This is a genomic window from Halomonas sp., from assembly GCF_029263665.1.
In the GTDB taxonomy this organism is placed as follows: Bacteria; Pseudomonadota; Gammaproteobacteria; order Pseudomonadales; family Halomonadaceae; genus Halomonas.
This window is the reverse complement of record NZ_JAJUFQ010000007.1, coordinates 57,019-78,439: the sequence shown is the minus strand read 5'-3', so window position 1 is coordinate 78,439 and position 21,421 is coordinate 57,019. Positions and strand designations below refer to the sequence as shown.

The 21,421-nt window shown below is 55.9% G+C and carries 20 protein-coding genes and 4 tRNA genes; 22 read left to right on the top strand and 2 right to left on the bottom strand.

All coding sequences use genetic code 11. The features are described from left to right. The first annotated feature begins 34 nt into the window (after window positions 1–34). Window positions 35–1,186, top strand: coding sequence for an HlyD family type I secretion periplasmic adaptor subunit (locus Q1K07_RS09530; protein WP_300310147.1), 1,152 nt, complete (start codon window positions 35–37; stop codon window positions 1,184–1,186). 107 nt (window positions 1,187–1,293) lie between these two features. Here Q1K07_RS09530 and Q1K07_RS09525 read toward each other — a convergent pair whose 3' ends face one another. After that, window positions 1,294–2,196, bottom strand: coding sequence for a LysR family transcriptional regulator (locus tag Q1K07_RS09525; protein WP_300310145.1), 903 nt, complete (start codon window positions 2,194–2,196; stop codon window positions 1,294–1,296). A gap of 115 nt (window positions 2,197–2,311) precedes the next feature. On the opposite strand from Q1K07_RS09525, the gene Q1K07_RS09520 reads away from it, so the two are divergent. From Q1K07_RS09520 to Q1K07_RS09485, 8 genes are all read left to right on the top strand, one after another. Continuing rightward, window positions 2,312–3,430 (top strand): muconate cycloisomerase family protein, encoded by a 1,119-nt coding sequence (locus tag Q1K07_RS09520; RefSeq protein ID WP_300310143.1) that lies wholly within the window; start codon window positions 2,312–2,314, stop codon window positions 3,428–3,430. Between the two features lie 89 nt (window positions 3,431–3,519). Continuing rightward, window positions 3,520–3,810 (top strand): muconolactone Delta-isomerase, encoded by a 291-nt coding sequence (catC, locus tag Q1K07_RS09515; RefSeq protein WP_300310141.1) that lies wholly within the window; start codon window positions 3,520–3,522, stop codon window positions 3,808–3,810. Between the two features lie 104 nt (window positions 3,811–3,914). Next, window positions 3,915–4,910 carry a catechol 1,2-dioxygenase gene (catA, locus tag Q1K07_RS09510; protein ID WP_300310139.1) on the top strand — a complete coding sequence of 332 codons (996 nt, stop codon included), beginning with the start codon at window positions 3,915–3,917 and terminating at the stop codon, window positions 4,908–4,910. 97 nt (window positions 4,911–5,007) lie between these two features. After that, window positions 5,008–6,375, top strand: coding sequence for a Rieske 2Fe-2S domain-containing protein (locus tag Q1K07_RS09505; protein ID WP_300310137.1), 1,368 nt, complete (start codon window positions 5,008–5,010; stop codon window positions 6,373–6,375). Between the two features lie 21 nt (window positions 6,376–6,396). Then, window positions 6,397–6,885: a benzoate 1,2-dioxygenase small subunit gene (benB, locus tag Q1K07_RS09500; RefSeq protein WP_300310135.1), complete on the top strand. Its 489-nt coding sequence runs from the start codon at window positions 6,397–6,399 to the stop codon at window positions 6,883–6,885. 32 nt (window positions 6,886–6,917) lie between these two features. After that, the gene (gene benC, locus Q1K07_RS09495; RefSeq protein WP_300310134.1) at window positions 6,918–7,922 is read left to right on the top strand and encodes a benzoate 1,2-dioxygenase electron transfer component BenC; all 1,005 of its coding nucleotides are present in this window, start codon (window positions 6,918–6,920) and stop codon (window positions 7,920–7,922) included. Window positions 7,923–7,972: 50 nt separating this feature from the next. Next, window positions 7,973–8,752, top strand: coding sequence for a benzoate diol dehydrogenase BenD (benD, locus tag Q1K07_RS09490; protein WP_300310133.1), 780 nt, complete (start codon window positions 7,973–7,975; stop codon window positions 8,750–8,752). Between the two features lie 291 nt (window positions 8,753–9,043). Then, window positions 9,044–9,526, top strand: a complete 483-nt coding sequence (locus tag Q1K07_RS09485; RefSeq protein ID WP_300310132.1) for a hypothetical protein — start codon at window positions 9,044–9,046, stop codon at window positions 9,524–9,526. A gap of 494 nt (window positions 9,527–10,020) precedes the next feature. On the opposite strand, the gene Q1K07_RS09480 is transcribed toward Q1K07_RS09485, so the two are convergent. Further along, entirely contained in the window at window positions 10,021–10,845 is an 825-nt protein-coding gene (locus tag Q1K07_RS09480) for a Tim44 domain-containing protein (protein WP_300310131.1), read from the bottom strand. 175 nt (window positions 10,846–11,020) lie between these two features. Here Q1K07_RS09480 and Q1K07_RS09475 point away from each other — a divergent pair, with 175 nt between their 5' ends. The 13 genes from Q1K07_RS09475 (at window position 11,021) to rpoB (ending at window position 21,359) form a co-directional block, all read left to right on the top strand. Beyond that, window positions 11,021–12,004, top strand: a complete 984-nt coding sequence (locus Q1K07_RS09475; protein WP_300310130.1) for a biotin--[acetyl-CoA-carboxylase] ligase — start codon at window positions 11,021–11,023, stop codon at window positions 12,002–12,004. Beyond that, on the top strand, window positions 12,001–12,840 hold the full coding sequence (locus Q1K07_RS09470) for a type III pantothenate kinase (protein WP_300310129.1): 840 nt from the start codon (window positions 12,001–12,003) through the stop codon (window positions 12,838–12,840). The genes Q1K07_RS09475 and Q1K07_RS09470 overlap by 4 nt, the downstream gene beginning before the upstream one ends. A gap of 152 nt (window positions 12,841–12,992) precedes the next feature. Then, window positions 12,993–13,076 (top strand) — tRNA-Tyr (locus Q1K07_RS09465). 51 nt (window positions 13,077–13,127) lie between these two features. Then, window positions 13,128–13,201, top strand: a tRNA-Gly gene (locus tag Q1K07_RS09460). 47 nt (window positions 13,202–13,248) lie between these two features. Continuing rightward, a tRNA-Thr gene (locus Q1K07_RS09455) sits at window positions 13,249–13,323 on the top strand. 157 nt (window positions 13,324–13,480) lie between these two features. Beyond that, window positions 13,481–13,556, top strand: a tRNA-Trp gene (locus Q1K07_RS09450). A gap of 72 nt (window positions 13,557–13,628) precedes the next feature. Continuing rightward, window positions 13,629–13,997: a preprotein translocase subunit SecE gene (gene secE, locus Q1K07_RS09445; protein ID WP_149282989.1), complete on the top strand. Its 369-nt coding sequence runs from the start codon at window positions 13,629–13,631 to the stop codon at window positions 13,995–13,997. A gap of 8 nt (window positions 13,998–14,005) precedes the next feature. After that, entirely contained in the window at window positions 14,006–14,539 is a 534-nt protein-coding gene (gene nusG, locus Q1K07_RS09440; protein ID WP_149282991.1) for a transcription termination/antitermination protein NusG, read from the top strand. Between the two features lie 142 nt (window positions 14,540–14,681). Continuing rightward, complete coding sequence (rplK, locus tag Q1K07_RS09435; RefSeq protein WP_149282993.1) at window positions 14,682–15,113, top strand: 50S ribosomal protein L11; 432 nt, start codon at window positions 14,682–14,684, stop codon at window positions 15,111–15,113. Between the two features lie 2 nt (window positions 15,114–15,115). Further along, window positions 15,116–15,808 carry a 50S ribosomal protein L1 gene (gene rplA / locus Q1K07_RS09430; RefSeq protein WP_300310128.1) on the top strand — a complete coding sequence of 231 codons (693 nt, stop codon included), beginning with the start codon at window positions 15,116–15,118 and terminating at the stop codon, window positions 15,806–15,808. 274 nt (window positions 15,809–16,082) lie between these two features. Next, entirely contained in the window at window positions 16,083–16,586 is a 504-nt protein-coding gene (rplJ, locus tag Q1K07_RS09425) for a 50S ribosomal protein L10 (protein WP_149286987.1), read from the top strand. An 83-nt stretch (window positions 16,587–16,669) separates the two neighbouring features. Next, on the top strand, window positions 16,670–17,041 hold the full coding sequence (gene rplL, locus Q1K07_RS09420) for a 50S ribosomal protein L7/L12 (protein ID WP_300310127.1): 372 nt from the start codon (window positions 16,670–16,672) through the stop codon (window positions 17,039–17,041). A 238-nt stretch (window positions 17,042–17,279) separates the two neighbouring features. Then, window positions 17,280–21,359 carry a DNA-directed RNA polymerase subunit beta gene (gene rpoB / locus Q1K07_RS09415; protein ID WP_300310125.1) on the top strand — a complete coding sequence of 1,360 codons (4,080 nt, stop codon included), beginning with the start codon at window positions 17,280–17,282 and terminating at the stop codon, window positions 21,357–21,359. Window positions 21,360–21,421 lie beyond the last annotated feature (62 nt).

The window sequence follows — 21,421 nt, the reverse complement described above, 5'->3', positions numbered from 1 at the left end:
AAGTGGATCATCTTTGTCCCGCCCGGGGGCAAACATGCCTCTGCGTGAGCCTGCGCTACCGAAGAGCACTATCATCGTGTGGCTGACAGTCCTTGTGCTGAGCGCTTTTGTGGCGTGGGCCTGGTATTTTCAGCTTGAAGAAGTCACTACAGGTAGTGGCAAGGTCGTGCCGTCGTCTCGTGAGCAGATCGTGCAAAGTCTGGAGGGGGGGATTCTCAAGCATCTTTATGTGAAGGTGGGTGATCGGGTCAGCAAGGACCAGACACTGGCAGAGTTCGATCCTATCAAGTCGGAATCGGCAGTAAATGAGACGCGTGCCAAGTTGCAGGCTCTATTGGCCAGTGCCGCGCGTCTGCGGGCTGAAGTCAATGACAAGGAACCTGAGTTTCCACCTGAAGTTACCGTTGACCAGAACCTGGTTGATTCAGAGATGCGTTTGTACCGGTCTCGCAGGGAGAGCCTCAATGAGACGGTTGGCGGATTGCAGCATGCCTTGAATTTGCTGCAGCAGGAAATTCGTATGACAGAACCCTATGTAGCCAAGGGAGCTGCCAGTGCAGTAGAAGTATTACGCTTGCGCCGTCAGGCGAGTGATCTCCAGAACAAGATTGATGATGCGCGTAATCAGTATTACGTCAAGGCTCGTGAAGAACTCTCCAAGACCACGGGAGACATAGAATCTTTGCGCTCGGTGGTGAGAGGGCGCCAGGATGCTTTGACCCGATTAGTCTTCTTTTCTCCTGTAAATGGCATAGTGAAGGATATCGACGTTACTACCGCAGGGGGGGTTGTACCACCCAACGGTAATGTGATGACTATCGTTCCGGTAGAGGATCAGCTTCTGATCGAGGCGCGGATATCCCCACGAGATGTGGCTTTCGTTCACCCTGGACAAAGAGCTCTAGTCAAGATTACTGCCTATGACTATTCCATCTATGGTGGGCTGGATGGCGAGGTGACAACGATCTCTCCTGATACCATTCAGGATGAAGTGAAACGTGATACCTACTATTACCGTGTCTATATTCGCACAGATAAGTCCTATCTTGAGAATGATGCTGGACACAAATTTCCAATATCGCCAGGGATGATCGCGACCGTGGATATCGCAACTGGCTCGAAGAGTGTCCTGGACTATCTGCTCAAGCCTCTGAACAAAGCGCGCGAGGCCTTGAGGGAACGCTAACACTCCTCATGCTTTTACCAGCCATGAACGGGGCTTGTGGCATAGTCGCCAGCTCCGTTCTCGGCCAAGGCATCAGCAAAAATATTCCTGGCATCGCAAAAGACGATTCAAGGATATTTTCCGCTACGCCGGTTTTCTACCAGCACATCAAGAATTTCGGTTGCCAGCTTCATGGTCTCCGAGGGTTTTTCCCCGCGCCGTCGACTACATACTATAGGTGAGGTGATGTGGGACTCCGCCAGATACAGATAGCGAATACCATCACGTTTCTGACGCTTTACCTGCTCTGGCACCAGCGTGATGCCAAAATCAGAGACGACTAGCCCCAGGGCTGTCTGCATTTCATTTGCTTCTTGCACGATATTTAGCTTGAGACCTCTACGTCGAAACAGGCCTTGGACGATATCCGCCAGGCTAGGTCTTGGGCTTGCTGGGTAGAGCACAATTGGGTACTCGGCCAGTTCCTGCATGGTAGGAGTAGTGCCATCCAAGAGATGACCTTCCGGCACTGCCGCCATCATGGGTTCTTCGAACAATACCTGTTGTTCGATTTCTGGATCGTCAATCACCAGGCGACCAAAACCAATGTCTATGCGTCCCGCCTTTAGAGCGTGTACCTGCTCGACCGTTGTCATTTCGGCCAACGTCAGTTCCAGATTCTCCTTTTGTCGTAATTCTCGTACCAGGATAGGAAGTTGGCCGTAGAACAATGATGGCACGAAGCCAATGCCAAAGATTTCGCGACTATGGCGGACCATACGGCGCACTGCGCTGACAGTAGTGTCCAACTTTTCGAGTATCTGAATGGCGTGCTCATGGAAGAACTTTCCTGCTGGGGTCAGGCTCAGTCCACGAGGTCCTCGGATGAAAAGTTTGACGCCAAGCTCTTCTTCTAATTGATTGATTTGTCTGGTTAAAGGTGGCTGTGCCATATGCAGCTTGGCCGCCGCTCGGGTGATGTTCAGTTCCTCTGCAGCTGCACAGAAGTAGCGAAGATGGCGAAGTTCCATAATACCTCCAAGGTATGGGAGACCACTTAAACCATATTGGTTCCTGGACTCAAGGGCAACGAGACTGTTGCTCAATGCCAGAGCAGTACCGAGTCACCCGACTGCAGGAGCCGCCATGTCAGTCTTGATTGAATCCATTGAGACGCTAGTGGTCGATTTGCCGACCATTCGTCCACATAAGCTATCAATGGCCACAATGGCCACCCAATCCATGGTCATCATTCGCCTGCGTTGCTCAGATGGCATCGAAGGTCTGGGAGAGGCCACGACAATCGGAGGATTGGCCTATGGCCCGGAGAGTCCCGAGAGTATCAAAGTCAACCTGGATACATACCTCGTACCGGCTCTGATCGGTCAAGATGCTTCCAATATCAATACGCTGATGGCTCGTCTGGACAAGATTTCCCAAGGTAATGCCATTGCCAAATCATCGCTGGAAACTGCGCTGCTGGATGCACAAGGCAAGCGGCTAGGTGTCAGTATTGCAGCGCTTCTTGGTGGTGCCTGCCAGAGCCACCTGCCGGTTCTGTGGACCTTGGCCAGTGGCGATACCGAGCGTGATATAGAAGAAGCCAAAAGTTTGCTGGCCGAGCGTCGTCACCGGGATTTCAAGCTCAAGATCGGGGCAAGGGACGTAGATGTAGACGTCAGCCATGTTGCCAGGATCAAGGCGGCCCTAGGTGACAGCGCCAGTGTTCGGGTCGATGTCAACCAGGCCTGGGATGAGCGTACTGCCGTACGTGCCATTGCTGCTCTGCAAGAAGTTGGCTGTGACCTGATCGAACAGCCGATCCCCGCACGGAATCATGCTGGCCTCGTCCGTCTGTCCGAGCGCTTTGAGGTTCCCATTCTGGCCGATGAAGGGGTGCAGGACTGCATCGATGGCCTGTCATTGATCAAGAAAGGGTTCAGCGGGGCCTTTGCTCTCAAGATCGCCAAGAGCCGTGGTCCTTTCGGCGCACAGCGTCTGGCCCACTTGGCTGAAGCGGCTGGGATTGGCCTGTATGGCGGCACATTGCTTGAAGGCAGTATTGGCTCCGTGGCGGCCCTGCACGTCTGGGCCACATTACCTGAAATGGCCTGGGGTACGGAAATGTTCGGGCCACTGCTGCTCACGGACGACATTGTCAAACAGCCGCTGAGATATATGGAATTTGGCGTGAAGCTACCCCAGATGCCAGGGCTTGGTGTCGAGCTGGATGAAGACAAACTCAGGGAATATACACGGCGCTGACATGTTGTCGCGTTGTTCCAGCACATGATCGATACGTCACTCGATAACGTGCATTACCCCGATTCAATATGCTGTGGAGGAGAGTCACGATGCTTTTTCAGGTGGAAATGAAGGTCAACCTTCCCCCGGATATGCCTGAGTCTCAGGCGGCCGAAATCAAGGCAACCGAGAAAGCCTATTCCCAGGAACTGCAGCGCATCGGCAAGTGGCGGCACCTATGGCGTGTCGCTGGCAGCTACGCCAACGTCAGCATCTTTGATGTGAAAGATAACACTGAACTTCAGGACATCATCTCTCGTCTGCCACTGTTTCCTTACATGGATATCAGCGTCAAGCCCTTGTGCCGTCATCCCTCTTCGATTCGCGACGACGATAGTTGAAAGATTCCTGTCTTGCTGTGGACTCCGATAGGGGGCTGCGCAGGGCATTGATCCAATCAAGAGAAGATTAGAACAACAACACTATGCAACCGTGAGGTAGCGTCATGAATAGCATGAATGAGAGCACGCAAAGCGTACGGATTTTCGATACGCCGGAAGTTCAGCAATTTCTGCGAGTCATCGCCGGTATGGATAACACCGAGGGTAGTGATCGTGCCAAGGCTATCCTGCATCGCATCCTATCCGACCTGTTCAAGACGATCGATGACTTCGATATCACCCCAGACGAGTACTGGCGTGCCATTGCTGTGCTGAATGCTCTGGGAGCAGGAACTCAGTTCGGTCTACTGTCTCCGGGGTTGGGGTTCGATCACTACCTGGACATGCGCATGGACGCTGCCGATGAAGCGGCACAGAGAGCTGGTGGTACACCACGGACCATCGAAGGGCCTTTGTATGTAGCAGGAGCCCCGGAGGTCCATGGTGTCGGTCGTATGGATGACGATCCTGATCCTGATGGCGAAACCATGTGGCTGACAGGCCAGGTAAAAAATGTCGATGGTGTCCCTCTGTCTGGTGCCAAGGTCGAGATATGGCATGCCAATTCCAAAGGAGGGTATTCCTTCTTTGACCCGACACAATCTGATTACAACCTGCGCCGCACCATCATCACCGATGCAGAAGGTCGCTATGCCGTGCGCAGCACCATTCCTTCTGGTTATGGCGTACCCCCCGGCAGTGCTACTGACCAAGTGCTCAAGGCCCTGGGGCGGCACGGCGAAAGACCTGCCCATATCCACTACTTTGTCTCGGCTGCTGGCTATCAACATCTGACTACCCAAATCAATCTGGCAGGCGATCCCTACACCTACGATGACTTTGCCTATGCCACCCGTGAGGAGTTGGTCGTGGATGGCAAGCGTATCGAGGATGCTACTGAAATCGACCAGCGAGGCCTGGATGGTCCCTTTACTGAAGTGGTGTTCGATGTCGAGCTGACGGTGGTCGATGACCCTTTGCTCCAGGTTCGCCATGCGCGCCCACGGGCCAAGGAGAGCAACGAGGCCGCCAGTCAGCAGGCCGGTTCCGCCAAGGTTTGAGCCTGCACCTCACAAGGACGGCTCCGAAGAACGGGGTCGAGAGCCCGGCCGCTCTCCGACCGGGTACCAACATCACAAAATAGCGAGGACCAGGATCATGACCACTCAGCTTGATCGACTCGAGAAGCGCGTTCGTGGTGCCGTTGTCGATGATGCCGAGAAAGGCATCTATCGCTGCCACCGCAGCATGTTTACCGACCCTGATTTCTTCGAACTGGAAATGAAGCACGTTTTCGAGGGCAACTGGTTGTACATCGCTCACGAAAGCCAGATTCCAGAGCCAGGTGACTACTTTACTCTGCAAATGGGACGTCAGCCGGTCATCATCACCCGTGACAAGGAAGGTGAGTTGCATGGCCTGATCAATGCCTGTGCGCACCGTGGAGCTACCTTGTGCCGTCGCAAGCGGGGTAATAAAGGAACCTTTACCTGCCCCTTCCATGGCTGGACGTTCAAGAATGATGGCCGGTTGCTCAAGGCCAAGAATGAAAAGACAGGCGCCTATCCGGAAGGCTTCAAGACGGAAGGCTCGCATGACCTCAAGCGTTTGCCGCGCTTCGAAAGCTACAAAGGCTTTCTGTTTGGCAGCCTGAGTGACGATGTGCAACCACTGGAGGAGTACCTCGGCGAGACACGCAAGATCATCGACAATATTGTGGCCCAGGCCCCGGAAGGGCTCGAGGTTCTGCGTGGTTCTTCCACCTATACCTATAGCGGCAATTGGAAGCTTGGCGCCGAGAATGGGTGTGATGGTTACCACGTCAGTACGGTGCATTGGAATTACTCCTCCACCATGGATCGCCGCAATTACGAGGCAGGTGGAACCAAGGCGGTTGACGCTGACGGCTGGTCGAAGAGCCAGGGCGGTTTCTATTCCTACGAGAATGGTCACATGTTGCTGTGGACGCGTCTGCTCAACCCCGAGGTGCGTCCGGTATTCGAGAAACGTGACTGGATCACGGAGCAGCATGGCGAAGCGCGAGCTGATCACATCATCAACCAGACGCGTAACCTCTGCCTGTACCCGAACGTCTATCTGATGGATCAGTTCTCGACACAGATACGTGTACTGCGCCCCATCTCCGTGGACAAGACGGAAGTCACCATCTACTGCTTTGCTCCCAAGGGAGAGTCAGCGGAAATGCGCCGTGTGCGTCTCCGTCAGTATGAAGATTTCTTCAATGTCAGCGGCATGGGAACGCCTGATGATCTGGAGGAGTTCCGTGGCTGCCAGAACGGCTACCAGGCATCGAGCCTGGCAGAGTGGAACGACCTGTCGCGAGGGGCTCTGCAGTGGATCGAAGGAGCAGATGACAATGCCAGGGCGATAGACATGAGGCCGTTGCTGAGCGGCGCGGCACCTGAAGATGAAGGTCTGTATGTGCTGCACCACAAGCACTGGGTATCGGAAATGCTGCGCGCCATCGACAAGGAACGTAGCCAATTCATCGCCACTGCATCCTGAGTGCCCGGGAGGAGAATCGCCATGTCCATCAGTTATGAACAGATTCAGGCCTTTGTCTATCGTGAGGCACGCTTGCTTGATGACCGCCAGTGGGAAGAGTGGCTCGAGTGCTATCACAAGGACGTCGTCTTCTGGATGCCCTGCTGGGATGATGACGATACGCTGATCAAGGACCCCATGTCCGAAGTCTCACTGGTGTACTACCCCAATCGTGAGGGGCTGGAGGATCGGGTCTATCGCATCAAGACCGAGCGTTCCGGTGCTAGTACGCCTGAGCCACGCACAACCCACCAGGTCACCAACCTGGAAGTGCTGGAGCAGGATGCCGACTGCATCAAGATCCGCTTCAACTGGCATACGTTGAGTCACCGCTACAAGCAGACCGACAGCTATTTCGGGGTGTCTTTCTACACCCTGGATATCACCGGTGGGCAGCCACAGATCAAGGAAAAGGTCGTGCAGCTCAACAATGACTATATCCATCAGGTTATCGATGTGTACCACATCTGATCAGTGGCCATGACTGGGCTGGGAGAACGATCATGAATTATACCGTCGCGCTCAACTTCGAGGATGGGGTATCGCGCTTTATCGAATGCAATGCAGGCGAAACGGTGCTGGACGCTGCCTATCGTCAGAAAGTCAACTTGCCGATGGATTGTTCCGATGGTGTCTGTGGCACCTGCAAGTGCCATTGCGACCAAGGGGAATTCGAGCTCGGTGACGAATATCTGGAAGAGGCTCTGTCGGACGAGGAGCTTGACGAAGGGCAGGTGTTGACGTGCCAGATGGTGCCATCTTCCGATTGTGTCCTGAGAGTGCCGGTGGCTTCTACGTTGTGCAAGACCGGGGCCGGTAAGCGTCAGGCTTCTATCGTGAAGGTTGCGCCGCTTTCTGATGATGCGATTGAAGTCGAAATCGATATTGAGGGAGATACGATTGGCTTCTTGCCAGGACAATATGTCCATCTGGAGGTGCCAGGGGCGAATGGCCAGCATCGCTCCTACTCGTTCAGCTCGTTGCCCGGGGAGAGTCGGGCCAGCTTCCTGATCCGCAATGTCCCCAACGGCCTGATGAGTACCTATCTGACACAGCAAGCAAAGGCAGGTGACAGCCTGGAAGTGACGGGGCCAATGGGAAGTTTCTACCTGCGCTCTATTCAGCGTCCGATTCTGATGCTTGCTGGTGGTACTGGGCTGGCGCCCTTCCTGTCGATGCTCAAGCAGTTACGCCAGACAGGCTGCGAGCATCCGGTCCATCTGATCTACGGTGTCAATGTCGATGACCACCTGGTCAAGTGCGACGAACTCGATACAGCAACGGTCGAGCTGGATTTCGACTATGCCACTGTCGTGGTGGATGAAAACAGCCTGCATCCCCGCAAGGGTTATGTTACCAACCATATGGACCCGGCGAAGCTGTATGGTGGTGATGTCGATGTCTATCTGTGTGGTCCGCCTCCCATGGTGGACGCCGTGCTCAAGCACTTTGCTTCTGAAGGCATCGAACCAGCCAGCTTTCACTACGAGAAGTTCACCCCGAATTGATCCAATTCGTCCCAAGAACTTCTTGTCCACCTTTGTGAGAAGAAACTGTCATGCAGCGATTCAACGACACAGTGATGCTGATCACAGGAGCTGCCCAAGGGATTGGGCGGCGCCTGGCAGAGCGCGCAGCACAAGAGGGAGCAAAGTTGATCCTGGTGGATCGTTCCCACTACTTGCAAGAGATCGCAGACATATTGAATGCCCAGGGTAACGATGTCCTGGCAATCAATGCCGACCTGGAAAGATGGCAAGGAGCTGAATCCGCTGTTCAACAGGGACTAGGGCGATTTGGTCGAATCGATGTGCTGGTCAATAACGTTGGGGGGGCGATCAACTTCAAGCCATTCGTGGAATTCTCGGATACTGAAATCCAGGCCGAAATCACGCGGTCATTGATGACAACGCTATATACCTGCCGTGCCGTGCTACCGTCCATGGTAGGGCAGTGCAGTGGCGTGATCATCAATGTCTCGTCGGCGGCGACTCGCGGTATCCATCGTATCCCTTATTCTGCAGCCAAGGGAGGCATCAATGCCATTACTGCCTCGCTGGCCATGGAGTACGCAGATGTTGGTATTCGCGTAGTGGCAACCGCACCCGGGGGGACAGAAGCACCGCCTCGCAGGATTTCGCGAGGAACCCCTGAGCCTCAGAATGAAACACAGCAGGCCTGGTATCAGGCACATATTGATCAGACCATTGATTCATGTCTGATGAATCGCTATGGCACCCTTGATGAACAAGTTGGGCCCATTCTGTTTCTTGCTTCGAAAGATGCCAGCTATATCACAGGTACGGTGGTTCCCGTAGCAGGTGGTGACCAAGGGTGATACCCGATGGAAACATTGTGACAGATGACAGCAGAAAGAGAGTCCATGGCATGGGATCTCTTTTAGCATAGTGTGGTGTGAACATGTGGCCTGTGAAACTCAAGCGAATGCTCTATCTTGACGTATGTGGTCTGAAGATTGCGAGAATAGTTCGATGCTCAGACAGCTCAAGTAAACTTAGTTGCTGCTTGTGGTTTACATAATGTTACGCATTGTGCTGGCGTGCTTCACTTTTCAAGGCTAGCTTGGGGTTATAGCGTTATTTGACCAATGTCTCAGGAGGAGATGTGTATGAAAAACAGCATGAAGCGCACGATTGGTATGGCAATGTTGATGGCTCTGACTGCGGGAGGCTTGGCAGCCTGTGACAAGGAAGAGCCTGCAGATGCTACCGACGATACCAGCACCGAGCAGCCCGCGGATCAGACTGCAGATGATTCTGCTGCTACCGCTGATGAAGAGATGGACAACGCGGCAACTGCTGCAGATGAAGCAACTGACTCCGCGGAGGAAGCTGCAACGGAAGCTGGCGAGACGATGGATGAAGCGGCAGATGATGCTGCAACGGCAGCAGAAGAGGCTGGATCTGAAGTGGGGGATGCTGCAACAGAAGCTGGCGATGCCATGGGTGAAGCTGCGGATGACGCCATGAATCAGGCCGAGGATGCTGTTAACGGTGCCATTGATGATGCTGCCGACAGCGCCAAGGAAGCAATGGACGGTACTGAGGCAGACGCTGATGCTTCTGCTGAAGGAGAAGCAACAACTAACTGATGTGATCAGTTGGGCGTCGCTTGAATGAACCTGCTTATTGCAGTGATGTAGCGAGAAGAACAGAGGCCGGGCATGTGCTCGGCCTCTGTCGTCTTACAGTTGTACAGCAGCATTCATGAAGAAATTGCTTAAGCATGTTTGAGCGGACTTGAACCTGCTGGCAAAAGAAACGCTAGCCGAGACTTGAACTCGTCAGCCGGATTCTCAAGCTTGATATCCTCGTCTTCTGGTGGATGCTAACGTTTCAGTGCTTCCTTGACGATGCTTCCATGTGCAGAAGAGGCAGGTTGGATGGTGCTTTAGTGGCCTCTGGTGACATCCTGAGGAAAGATTGAAGCACTCTTCCATGTCATTGGCCTGATCAATGACATGTCGTTACAGAGTTTGGATGTACGATGCTACTGGGTTAGTCAGTCGCTATTTCCATGAATCTGAAACAGTAAAGCCAGGGCATTGCCCTGGCTTTTTTCATTGAAACGGGTAATCGCTCGGCATCAGCTGTTCTGTTCGATGCCCTGCACATACCAGGGGGCACTCTCGCGCACGTCACGGACCAAGTGCCATGTCTCGTTGAACTCGGTCTGGGTGCCGTTTTCGTCGAGGATGCCATGGAAGAGTACTCGGGCCTCCGCCTTGCCATTGAGCTCCTGGATGCCACCCATCTCGGCGAACAGCCGGATGACCTCGGTGCTGTTGTTGGCAGGTTGGTTAGCGCGCTCTTCACGCAGCAGGTTGTACAGCTCGGGAGTGACGTATTCCTGGATACCCGAAAGGTCATTGTTGTCCCAGGCACGCTGCAAGGTCATGAAATGCTCCTTGGCACCGCCAAGGAAACGCTCACGGTCAAACCACTCTGGATCGCTGACAGGGCCGGATGCCATGCCGCCGGAGGAGGTGCCTGGCATGTTGAAAGGTACAGATGTGTCATGCTGCTGGCGCTGCATGACATTGTCTCCCGCCCCAGCCATGGCAGCCCGGCGCCGGGTCAGGAAGCGGAACAGCAGGAATGCCAGGCCAGCCATCAATAGAATGTCGACGATCCCAAGGCCATCGAATGCGCCACCGAAGAACAGTGCGCCAAGCAGGCTACCAGCCAGCAGGCCGCCCAGCATGCCGCCCATGAAGCCGCCCTTGCGAGTACCGGCTGCACCGGTGGCTTTGGGTGATGATGCGGAAGAACTGGATGTGGCAGAGCTGGGAGCTTGTTGGGAAAAGCTGCCGACACTCTTGCCACCGCCCAGGCGGCGGGCCTCGGCGTGATCAACGGCAAGGCCGAAGCCCAACACGCTAACCATGATCATGACCAGAAGGTGACGCATGGTATATGACTCCATTTTTTGAGGTATGTCTGTCGCCCTGGCGACAGACCGGGATATTTTGCATCGAGCCTCCATTCTATCCATTGGAGCCGCGGCGCAAAGCTTTATCGGTGAATTATGCTTCGTCTGATGACTTTCGATAGACTATGGTCTTTTCCCGCGGTGGGGATGAGGAATGACCATAGGTGAGCTGATTCGCCTCCTTAGTGATGGCGAATACCATTCTGGCCAGCAGTTAGGAGAGCGTCTGGGAGTATCGCGCGCGGCGGTATGGAAACAACTTCGTAAGCTGGAAGATCTCGGCATTCCGATGGAGGCTGTGAAAGGGCAGGGATATCGTCTGTCATCCCCCATGGAATTGCTCGATGGTCATTCCATCGTTACTGCCTTGTCGCGTGAGTCGCGCCAGCATCTTTCCCGCTTGTTTGTCGAAGAAGTCTTGCCTTCCAGCAATGAGTTCCTGCGCCACCGCTTTCAGCAGGGTGCAGGTCATGCCGAGGCATGTCTCGTGGAGCAGCAGAGCGCGGGGCGGGGGCGTCGGGGGCGAGTATGGACCACGCCATGGGGGCGCACTCTGATGTGCTCTGTAGGTTGGCGCTTCGAGTCTGGGGTGTCTGCCCTGGAGGGGCTGAGCCTGGCTGTTGGTGTGGTGCTGGCTCAGGTCCTGGAACGACACGGGCTGGAGCCTGCGCTGAAGTGGCCCAATGATGTATTGCTGAAGAATGATGGCGGTGAATGGGGGAAGCTCGCCGGCATTCTTGTGGAGATCAGTGGAGATGCCGCGGGTCCTTGTGAAGTGGTCTTGGGTATGGGCATCAATGTGGATTTGCCAGATGACTTCCGCGCCTCCATCGACCAGCCGATAGCCTGCGTGTACGACCAGTCCCCTAGTGTTTCGCGCAACATGTTGGCTGCTGAACTGCTCAATGGATTGCTGGCAATGTTGGCGGATTTCGAGGCTCTGGGCTTCGCTGGCTGGCAGGGTGAGTGGAATCAGCGCCACGCCTTCGAAGGGTGTGAAGTCGATGTCATCCGTGGAGAGCGTCGCGATGTCATGATAGCGGAAGGCGTAGATCAGAATGGCAATCTTCTGGTGCGTCAAGGCGAGCGCCAGGAGCGCCTGGTAGGAGGAGAAATCAGCGTGCGTGGCCGCTCATGATTCTTGATCTCGATATCGGCAATACACTATCCAAATGGCGCCTGAAAGACTCTGTGAGCAGTGAAATTCGTTCGCGAGGTGCGGTATGGACTCGTGATGAGTGGAAACCCGGTGCAGACATCCCTGACCTGGAAGTGGTGGAAACGGTGCGTATCTCCAGTGTTGCGCGTCGTTCTGTACTGACTCAGACAGAGAGGCTGCTCAAGGACAATGTGCGGACAGTGCACGTAGCGCGACCTGCCCATGAGACGCTGGGGGTGACCAATGGTTATGTCGAGCCCGGTCGCTTGGGGGTGGACCGCTGGATGGGGGTGCTGGCCGGATATCAATTGGCCGGCGCCTGTTGCGTGGTGGATTGCGGCAGCGCCATCACCATTGATTTCGTACTGCCTGGTGGCCGCCACCTGGGCGGTTACATCCTTCCAGGGCTGCGCCTGATGAAGGAAAGCCTCAAGCTGGGTACCGGCAACGTGGCCATCGATCCGGATAGTGAAGCGGATGAGCTGCTGGCGCCAGGGAGGCGCACTGCGGAAGCGGTGAATCACGGTATCTATCTGGCCGCAGTGAGTGCTGTCAATCGTATATATGCTGAGGTGTGCGATCGCGAAAGCATCTCGTTGCCGATGCTGGTCACCGGGGGAGATGCGCTAGTGGTGTCGCGCGGAATTCAGGTGCCTCATGCAATCTGGCCCGACATGGTCTATGCCGGGCTTGAGGCATGTTTCCCGCTGACGACTGCTGAGCGTGCTGGCAAGATGGCCGGGGCTCCAGCGCCTCCGCGCCCAGTGGCACTAGAAAAAATTCGTGCGGGCCTTGCATTCTCATCACTGCTTTGACATCATACGCCGCGTTCCAGGGCAGAGTGATGAGCAATTCCCTTGTTGCTCTGCGTTAGATGACGAGTGTGAATAAAGAAAGCTTTTGGAAGAGCTTTTGAGAAACAAGCACTTGACATTGCGGGATGAGGCGATAGAATGCTTCGCCAGCTGGAGGGGTTCCCGAGTGGCCAAAGGGAGCAGACTGTAAATCTGCCGCGAAAGCTTCGAAGGTTCGAATCCTTCCCCCTCCACCAGAATTTGAGATCGAATATCGGTTTTCTGGTATTGGATTTCTGAGTGGGTAGGCGGGCATAGTTCAATGGTAGAACCTCAGCCTTCCAAGCTGATGGTGCGGGTTCGATTCCCGCTGCCCGCTCCAGTGTTGGATATCTCTGCCTGTCTGAAGGTCTTGATATCAAAGAGTGCGCTCATGTAGCTCAGGGGTAGAGCACACCCTTGGTAAGGGTGAGGTCGACGGTTCAAATCCGTCCATGAGCTCCAGTGTTGAAAGGCGGGCCTAGGCTCGCCTTTCTTCTTGTCATCGCTCCGATGACGAGGTGTTTGCTGGGTGCGAGGGGGTTGCCAAATCCTGGTGGCTCCGCTAAGATGGCGCCCGCTGTTGCAGAGGTGCCCGCAAAGGGTTGCCTGCATCGAGTACAGGCCAGTAGCTCAATTGGCAGAGCAGCGGTCTCCAAAACCGCAGGTTGGGGGTTCGATTCCCTCCTGGCCTGCCAGTCTTCCCCAGGCTGGCAGTTTTTTGTACACTATCTGGTTTCGATTGCCGCGCCCTGAGGAGTCTCATCTTTATGAAGCATAGCGCCGAGGTGCAGGAGTCGCGCCACGACGGGCTCAAATGGGCGGTTGTCGTCGTTCTTCTGGTGTTGGCCGTTGTCGGCAATACCTACTTTGCCGATCAGCCGCTCCTGTATCGTGTTCTGGGTGTCGTTGCCCTGTCCGTGGTCGCTGCTTTGGTTGCCTTGATGACTGCCAAGGGGCGCGAGCTGATGGAGCTGGCGCGAAGCGCCAAGAAGGAAATTCAGCGTGTCGTCTGGCCGACTCGTCCTGAGACTATCCAGACCACGGCTATCGTGTTGGTGTCCGTTGCTGTGGTCGGGCTGGTGTTGTGGCTGATTGATACTCTGCTCAGCTGGGCAATGTCCGGCGTCATCGGTTAGGAGATTTCATGTCCAAGCGTTGGTACGTCGTTCATGCCTACTCTGGCTTCGAGAAGCATGTCATGCGCTCGCTGATCGAGCGTGTGAAATTGCATGGCATGGAGGATCTCTTTGGTGAGATCCTGGTGCCTACGGAAGAAGTCGTCGAGATGCGTGATGGCAAGCGCCGCAAAAGCGAACGCAAGTTCTATCCCGGCTATGTCCTGGTCGAGATGGAGATGGTGGACGAAAGCTGGCACCTGGTTAACGAAACTCCCCGTGTGATGGGCTTCATTGGGGGTACCAAGGAAAAGCCGGCACCGATCACCCAGCGTGAGGCGGATGCCATCCTCAGTCGCGTCCGTGATGGCTCTGAAAAGCCGCGTCCCAAGACCTTGTTCGAGCCGGGACAGTCCGTGCGTGTCATTGATGGCCCCTTTGCCGACTTCAATGGTGTGGTGGAAGAGGTCAATTACGACAAGAGTCGCCTGCAGGTCAGTGTTTTGATCTTTGGTCGTGCGACGCCTGTCGAGCTGGAATTCTCCCAGGTGGAGAAAGAATGATGCCATTCGCTCGGCCGATTGCCGGGTGAAGGTTGTGGTTGCTTTTTAAGTGTTATCGAGGTCGCCCCTATTGATACGGTAGGGGCGATCATGTCGTCCCGGGGAGCTGCTTGCAGCGTTATTACCCATCTGGAGTCTTAACATGGCTAAGAAAGTCCAGGCATACATCAAGCTGCAGGTTGCAGCTGGTAAGGCCAACCCGAGCCCCCCCGTGGGTCCTGCTCTGGGTCAGCACGGTGTCAACATCATGGAGTTCTGCAAGGCGTTCAACGCTGAGACGCAGAACATCGAGCCGGGTCTCCCGACTCCCGTGGTCATCACCGTCTATTCTGACCGCAGCTTCACCTTCGTCACCAAGACGCCGCCTGCGGCGATCCTGCTGAAGAAGGCTGCAGGTATCAAGTCCGGCTCTGGTGAGCCGAACAAGAAGAAGGTCGGTACTGTGACTCGCGATCAGCTGGAAGAGATCGCCAAGACCAAAGAGCCGGATCTGACCGCTGCTGATCTTGACGCCGCTGTGCGTACCATCGCTGGTACTGCTCGCAGCATGGGCCTGAACGTGGAGGGTCTTTGATCATGGCTAAGCTTACCAAGCGCGCTAAGCTGATTCGCGACAAGGTCGACGCTACCAAGGCATACTCTGTTGATGAAGCTGTGGCACTGCTCGCCGAGCTGTCCACCGTCAAGTTCAAGGAGTCTCTGGACGTCGCCATCAACCTGGGTGTTGATCCGCGTAAATCTGACCAGGTGGTGCGTGGCGCTACTGTCATGCCTCACGGTACTGGTAAGGACGTGCGTGTTGCTGTCTTTACTCAGGGTGCCAATGCCGATGCGGCCAAGGAAGCTGGTGCTGATATCGTCGGTATGGAAGATCTGGCAGAGAAGGTCAAGGCTGGTCAGCTCGACTTCGATGTTGTCATCGCATCTCCGGATGCCATGCGTGTTGTCGGTCAGCTGGGTACCATCCTGGGGCCGCGTGGCCTGATGCCGAACCCCAAGGTCGGCACCGTGACTCCGGATGTTGCCACTGCTGTCAAGAATGCCAAGGCAGGTCAGGTGCGTTTCCGTACCGACAAGAACGGCATCATTCATACCACTCTGGGTAAAGTCGATTTCGATGCTGCCGCTATCAAGGGCAACCTCGAGGCGCTGCTGGCTGATCTGAAGAAGCTCAAGCCGAGCAACTCCAAGGGTGTGTACTTCAAGAAAATGACCCTGTCCACTACCATGGGCCCGGGTCTGACCGTCGATCTCGCTCCTCTGGTGTGATGATCGATGATCTGGGGGAGCGCTGCAGTGCTTCCCCTCGCTTTGCGGTACCCGTGCCGGCACCTGGCCGGCGGGCGCCGTCAAAGACCGCAGGCGCTGTCTGATGAAGACCTCGAAAGCTGAGTCGATGACAGCTTAATCGTTTACTAGAACACCTGCGCAGATGGTGTGCCGCCAATCCTGGTGAGCACCATCATACGGCCTCTCTTCCCGGTGGGAGAGGGGGATGGTAACCACCGGGGCCTCCGGGTTCCGGCACGAAGGAGTGATCACTGTGGCACTAGCACTCGAAGGCAAGAAGGCAATTGTTGCCGAGGTCAGTGAAGCCGCGAAGGACGCTCTCTCCGTCGTAGTTGCCGATTCACGTGGTGTTACGGTCGACAAAATGACCTCTCTGCGCAAGCAGGCCCGTGAAAATGGCGTCCAGCTGCGTGTTGTTCGCAACACCCTGGCACGTCGCGCCTTGGAAGGCACTCAGTGGGAGTGCCTGAACGAGACATTCGTTGGTCCGACTCTGTTGGCGTTTTCCCTCGAGCATCCGGGCGCTGCTGCCCGTCTGTTCAAGGACTTCGCTAAAGATGAGAAAGACTTCGAAGTCAAGGCGCTGGCATACGAAGGCGAGCTGATCCCTGCAAGCGATCTGGACCGTCTGGCAAGCCTGCCGACTTACGACGAGGCGATCGCCAAGCTGATGTCCGTCATGAAGGAAGCTTCTGCCGGCAAGCTGGTTCGTACCCTCGCTGCGCTGCGCGACCAGAAGCAGGAAGCTGCCGCCTAAGGCGTTCTGCTCATCGCACAGACTGCATGACTCATTTCGCACTCCCTCAATCGGGAGTGCCCGCAAAGTTAGGAATATAGACAATGGCACTGACCAAAGAAGACATCATCAACGCCGTCGCCGAAATGTCCGTGATGGACGTCGTTGAACTGATCGAAGCAATGGAAGAGAAGTTCGGCGTTTCTGCTGCTGCTGCTGTTGTGGCTGGCCCTGCTGGTGGCGCTGCTGCTGCTGCTGAAGAGCAGACTGAATTTGACCTGGTCCTGACCGCTGCTGGCGACAAGAAGGTCAACGTCATCAAGGCTGTCCGCGAAATCACTGGCCTGGGCCTGAAGGAAGCCAAGGGTGCTGTCGACGGCGCTCCTGCTACCCTGAAAGAAGGTCTGAGCAAGGAAGACGCAGAAGAAGCCAAGAAGAAGCTGGAAGAAGCCGGCGCTTCCGTGGAGCTCAAGTAATCCTTGTGCCCATGGCTTCACGCGCTGCGTAAGCTTCCACGGCTGGTGGCGGGACACCCGCTGCCGGCCTTTTTCTGTTGTCACTAGTTGCGACAGTCTCGATAGGCTGTGTAACTTGCAGAATTCCGACGACGAGCCCTTGTCTAGAGGGCTCGTCGTCAGCGCCTGACGGAGCTGCCTCCTTCAGGTGCCGCCGACACGCATCGGTCACCCATGGTGAACAAGCTGGGGAATACAGATGGCTTACTCATACACTGAGAAAAAACGCATCCGCAAGGATTTCGGCAAACTGCCCCAAGTGATGGATGTGCCCTATTTGCTGGCCATCCAGCTTGATTCCTACTACGACTTTCTCCAGCAGGACCGCTCGCCTGATGAGCGCCTGGAGGTCGGCCTGCACGCCGCTTTCAAGTCCGTGTTCCCGATCGAGAGCTTCTCTGGTAACGCTGCGCTCGAATATGTCAGTTATCGTTTTGGCACTCCGGCCTTCGATGTCAAGGAGTGCCAGCTGCGCGGCGTCACTTATTCCGCTCCCCTGCGTGTCAAGGTTCGCCTGATCATCTACGACAAAGAGTCGTCCAACAAGGCCATCAAGGACATCAAGGAGCAGGAAGTCTACATGGGGGAAATCCCCCTGATGACTGAAAACGGTACCTTTGTTGTCAATGGTACCGAGCGCGTCATCGTGTCTCAGCTCCACCGTAGTCCGGGTGTGTTCTTCGACCACGACAAGGGCAAGAGCCACTCGTCCGGCAAGCTGCTGTACTCCGCTCGAGTGATTCCTTACCGTGGTTCATGGCTCGACTTCGAGTTCGATCCCAAGGATAACGTCTTCGTACGTATTGACCGTCGCCGCAAGCTGCCTGCGACTATCCTGCTGCGCGCCCTGGGCATGAGTACCGAGGAAATTCTCAACGAATTCTTCGACACCAGCGTTTTTCACATCGAGAAGACTGGCTTCTCTGTGGATCTGGTGCCTTCGCGCCTGCGTGGTGAGACAGCGACCTTCGACATCAAGGATGGCAATGGTGAAGTCATCGTCGAGGAAGGTCGTCGCATCACCCAGAAGCATATTCGTCAGCTGGAAAAAGCCGGTCTCGAGCGCCTCGAAGTGCCGATGGATTACCTGTTCGGCAAGACGCTTGGCAAGGACCAGATCAATGCCTCGACAGGCGAGCTGGTCTGCCCGTGTAACACCGAGCTGACGCCGGAGCTGCTTGAGACGCTGGGTCAGGCTGGTATCACCACTATCGAGACGCTGTACACCAACGATCTCGACTGTGGTCCCTTCATCTCTGACACCCTCAAGCTGGATACCACTGGTTCCCAGCTCGAGGCGCTGGTCGAGATCTATCGCATGATGCGTCCGGGCGAGCCTCCCACCAAAGAGGCTGCCGAAACGCTGTTCCACAACCTGTTCTTCACTGAAGACCGCTACGACCTGTCCGGCGTTGGTCGCATGAAGTTCAACCGTCGCCTGCGTCGTGAATCTGATACTGGCTCTGGCGTGCTGGACAAGGGTGACATCCTTGATGTGCTGCGCGAGCTGATCAACATCCGTAACGGTTTTGGCGACGTCGACGATATCGACCACCTGGGCAACCGTCGTATCCGTTGTGTCGGTGAGATGGCTGAGAACCAGTTCCGCGTGGGCCTGGTGCGTGTCGAGCGTGCCGTCAAGGAACGCCTGTCCATGGCCGAGAGCGAAGGCCTGATGCCGCAGGACCTGATCAATGCCAAGCCGGTGGCTGCTGCGGTCAAGGAGTTCTTTGGCTCATCTCAGTTGTCCCAGTTCATGGACCAGAACAACCCGCTGTCCGAGGTGACGCACAAGCGCCGTGTATCGGCTCTCGGCCCGGGCGGTCTGACGCGTGAGCGGGCAGGTTTCGAGGTGCGTGACGTTCACGCTACTCACTATGGGCGCCTGTGTCCGATCGAGACGCCGGAAGGCCCGAACATCGGTCTGATCAACTCTCTGGCCACCTACAGCCACACCAACAGCTACGGTTTCCTTGAGACGCCGTACCGTAAGGTCGTGGATGGCGCGGTAACGGATGAAGTGGTTCACCTGTCGGCCATCGAGGAAGGTGACTTCATCATCGCCCAGGCGTCGGCCACCGTTAACGAACAGAACCAGTTGGTCGATGACCTGGTGCAGGTTCGTCACCGGGGTGAGACTACCTTCATGCGCCCTGAGCAGGTGACGCTGATGGATGTGTCTCCGCGCCAGGTGGTGTCTGTTGCAGCTGCACTGATTCCGTTCCTTGAGCACGATGACGCCAACCGCGCCTTGATGGGTGCCAACATGCAGAAACAGGCGGTACCGACTCTGCGTGCTGATAAGCCTCTGGTGGGTACCGGTATGGAGCGTGTCGTGGCGCGTGACTCCGGCGTGTGTGCCGTGGCGCGTCGTGGCGGTGTGATCGACTCGGTCGATGCCAAGCGCATCGTGGTGCGTGTCAATGAGGACGAGATCATCGGCGGTGAAGCCGGCGTTGATATCTACAATCTGACCAAGTACCTGCGTTCCAACCAGAATACCTGCCAGAACCAGCGTCCGATCGTGCGCCCGGGAGATGCTGTCGAGCGAGGTGACATCCTGGCTGATGGTCCTTCCGTCGACATGGGCGACTTGGCGCTGGGCCAGAACATGCGTCTGGCGTTCATGCCGTGGAACGGTTTCAACTTCGAGGACTCCATCCTGCTGTCCGAGCGGGTGGTTCAGGAAGACCGTTTTACCACCATCCATATTCAGGAACTGACCTGTGTGTCTCGCGACACCAAGTTGGGGCCGGAAGAAATCACCGCAGATATCCCCAATGTCGGTGAGTCGGCTCTGGGTAAACTGGATGAGGCGGGTGTTGTCTATATTGGTGCCGAAGTTGGTCCTGGCGACATTCTGGTCGGCAAGGTCACGCCGAAGGGCGAAACCCAGCTGACGCCGGAAGAGAAGCTGCTGCGGGCAATCTTTGGTGAGAAGGCCTCTGACGTCAAGGATACCTCCTTGCGTGCTCCAACGGGCATGAAGGGTACCGTCATTGATGTTCAGGTCTTCACTCGCGATGGAGTCGAGAAGGATTCGCGTGCACTGGCCATTGAGCAAATGCAGCTCGATGAAGTGCGTAAGGACCTTCAGGAAACCTACCGCATTGCAGAAGACGCTACCTTCGAGCGCCTCAAGCGGACGCTTTCTGGCCAGCCGGTCAATGGCGGTCCGAGGCTGAAAAAGGACGATATCCTGTCCGATGACTACCTCGAGGAGCTGCCGCGTCAGCAGTGGTTCAAGCTGCGCATGCAGGACGAGGGGTTGAACGAGTTGCTGGCTCAGTCCGATGAGCAGTTGGAAAACCGTCGCAAAGAGATGGATGAGCGTTTCGAAGACAAGAAACGCAAGCTCACCCAAGGTGATGACCTGGCTCCTGGCGTGCTCAAGATCGTCAAGGTCTACCTGGCCATCAAGCGTCGCCTGCAGCCGGGTGACAAGATGGCTGGTCGCCACGGTAACAAGGGTGTTATCTCTGCGATCATGCCGATCGAGGACATGCCGTTCGATGACAACGGTGAGCCGGTCGACGTGGTGCTCAACCCGCTGGGTGTGCCGTCGCGGATGAACGTTGGTCAGATCCTCGAGACCCATTTGGGTATGGCGGCTCGTGGGCTGGGTGTGAAGATCGAGCATATGCTGCGCGATGCTCGCGATCAGCAAGTGGCCGAAATTCGCGACTTCCTGGGGCAGGTGTACAACTCTACTCAAGGTGCCCGTATCGAGGATCTGGACTCCCTGAGTGATGAGGAGGTCATCTCTCTGGCCAAGAACCTGCGCAAGGGTGTGCCGATGGCAACACCGGTATTCGATGGTGCCAAGGAGCATGAGATCAAGCATCTGCTGAAACTGGCTGACCTGCCGGACTCTGGCCAGATGACACTGTACGATGGCCGTACTGGCGAGTCGTTCGATCGTCCGGTGACCGTGGGCTACATGTATATGTTGAAGCTCAACCACCTGGTCGATGACAAGATGCACGCGCGTTCCACCGGCTCCTACTCACTTGTTACTCAGCAGCCGCTGGGTGGTAAGGCGCAGTTCGGTGGCCAGCGCTTTGGTGAGATGGAGGTCTGGGCCCTGGAGGCCTATGGCGCCGCTTACACTCTGCAGGAAATGCTCACGGTCAAGTCCGATGACGTGGAAGGTCGTACCAAGATGTACAAGAGCATCGTAGATGGCGATCACACCATGCAGGCGGGTATGCCGGAATCCTTCAACGTGTTGGTGAAGGAAATCCGCTCGCTGGGCATCGATATCGAACTGGAGAGTTGAGGCGGCCGCTCAAGGCGCTTCAAAGAATGACGGTCCGCGGGGGCTTCGGCCCCCGCCCATGA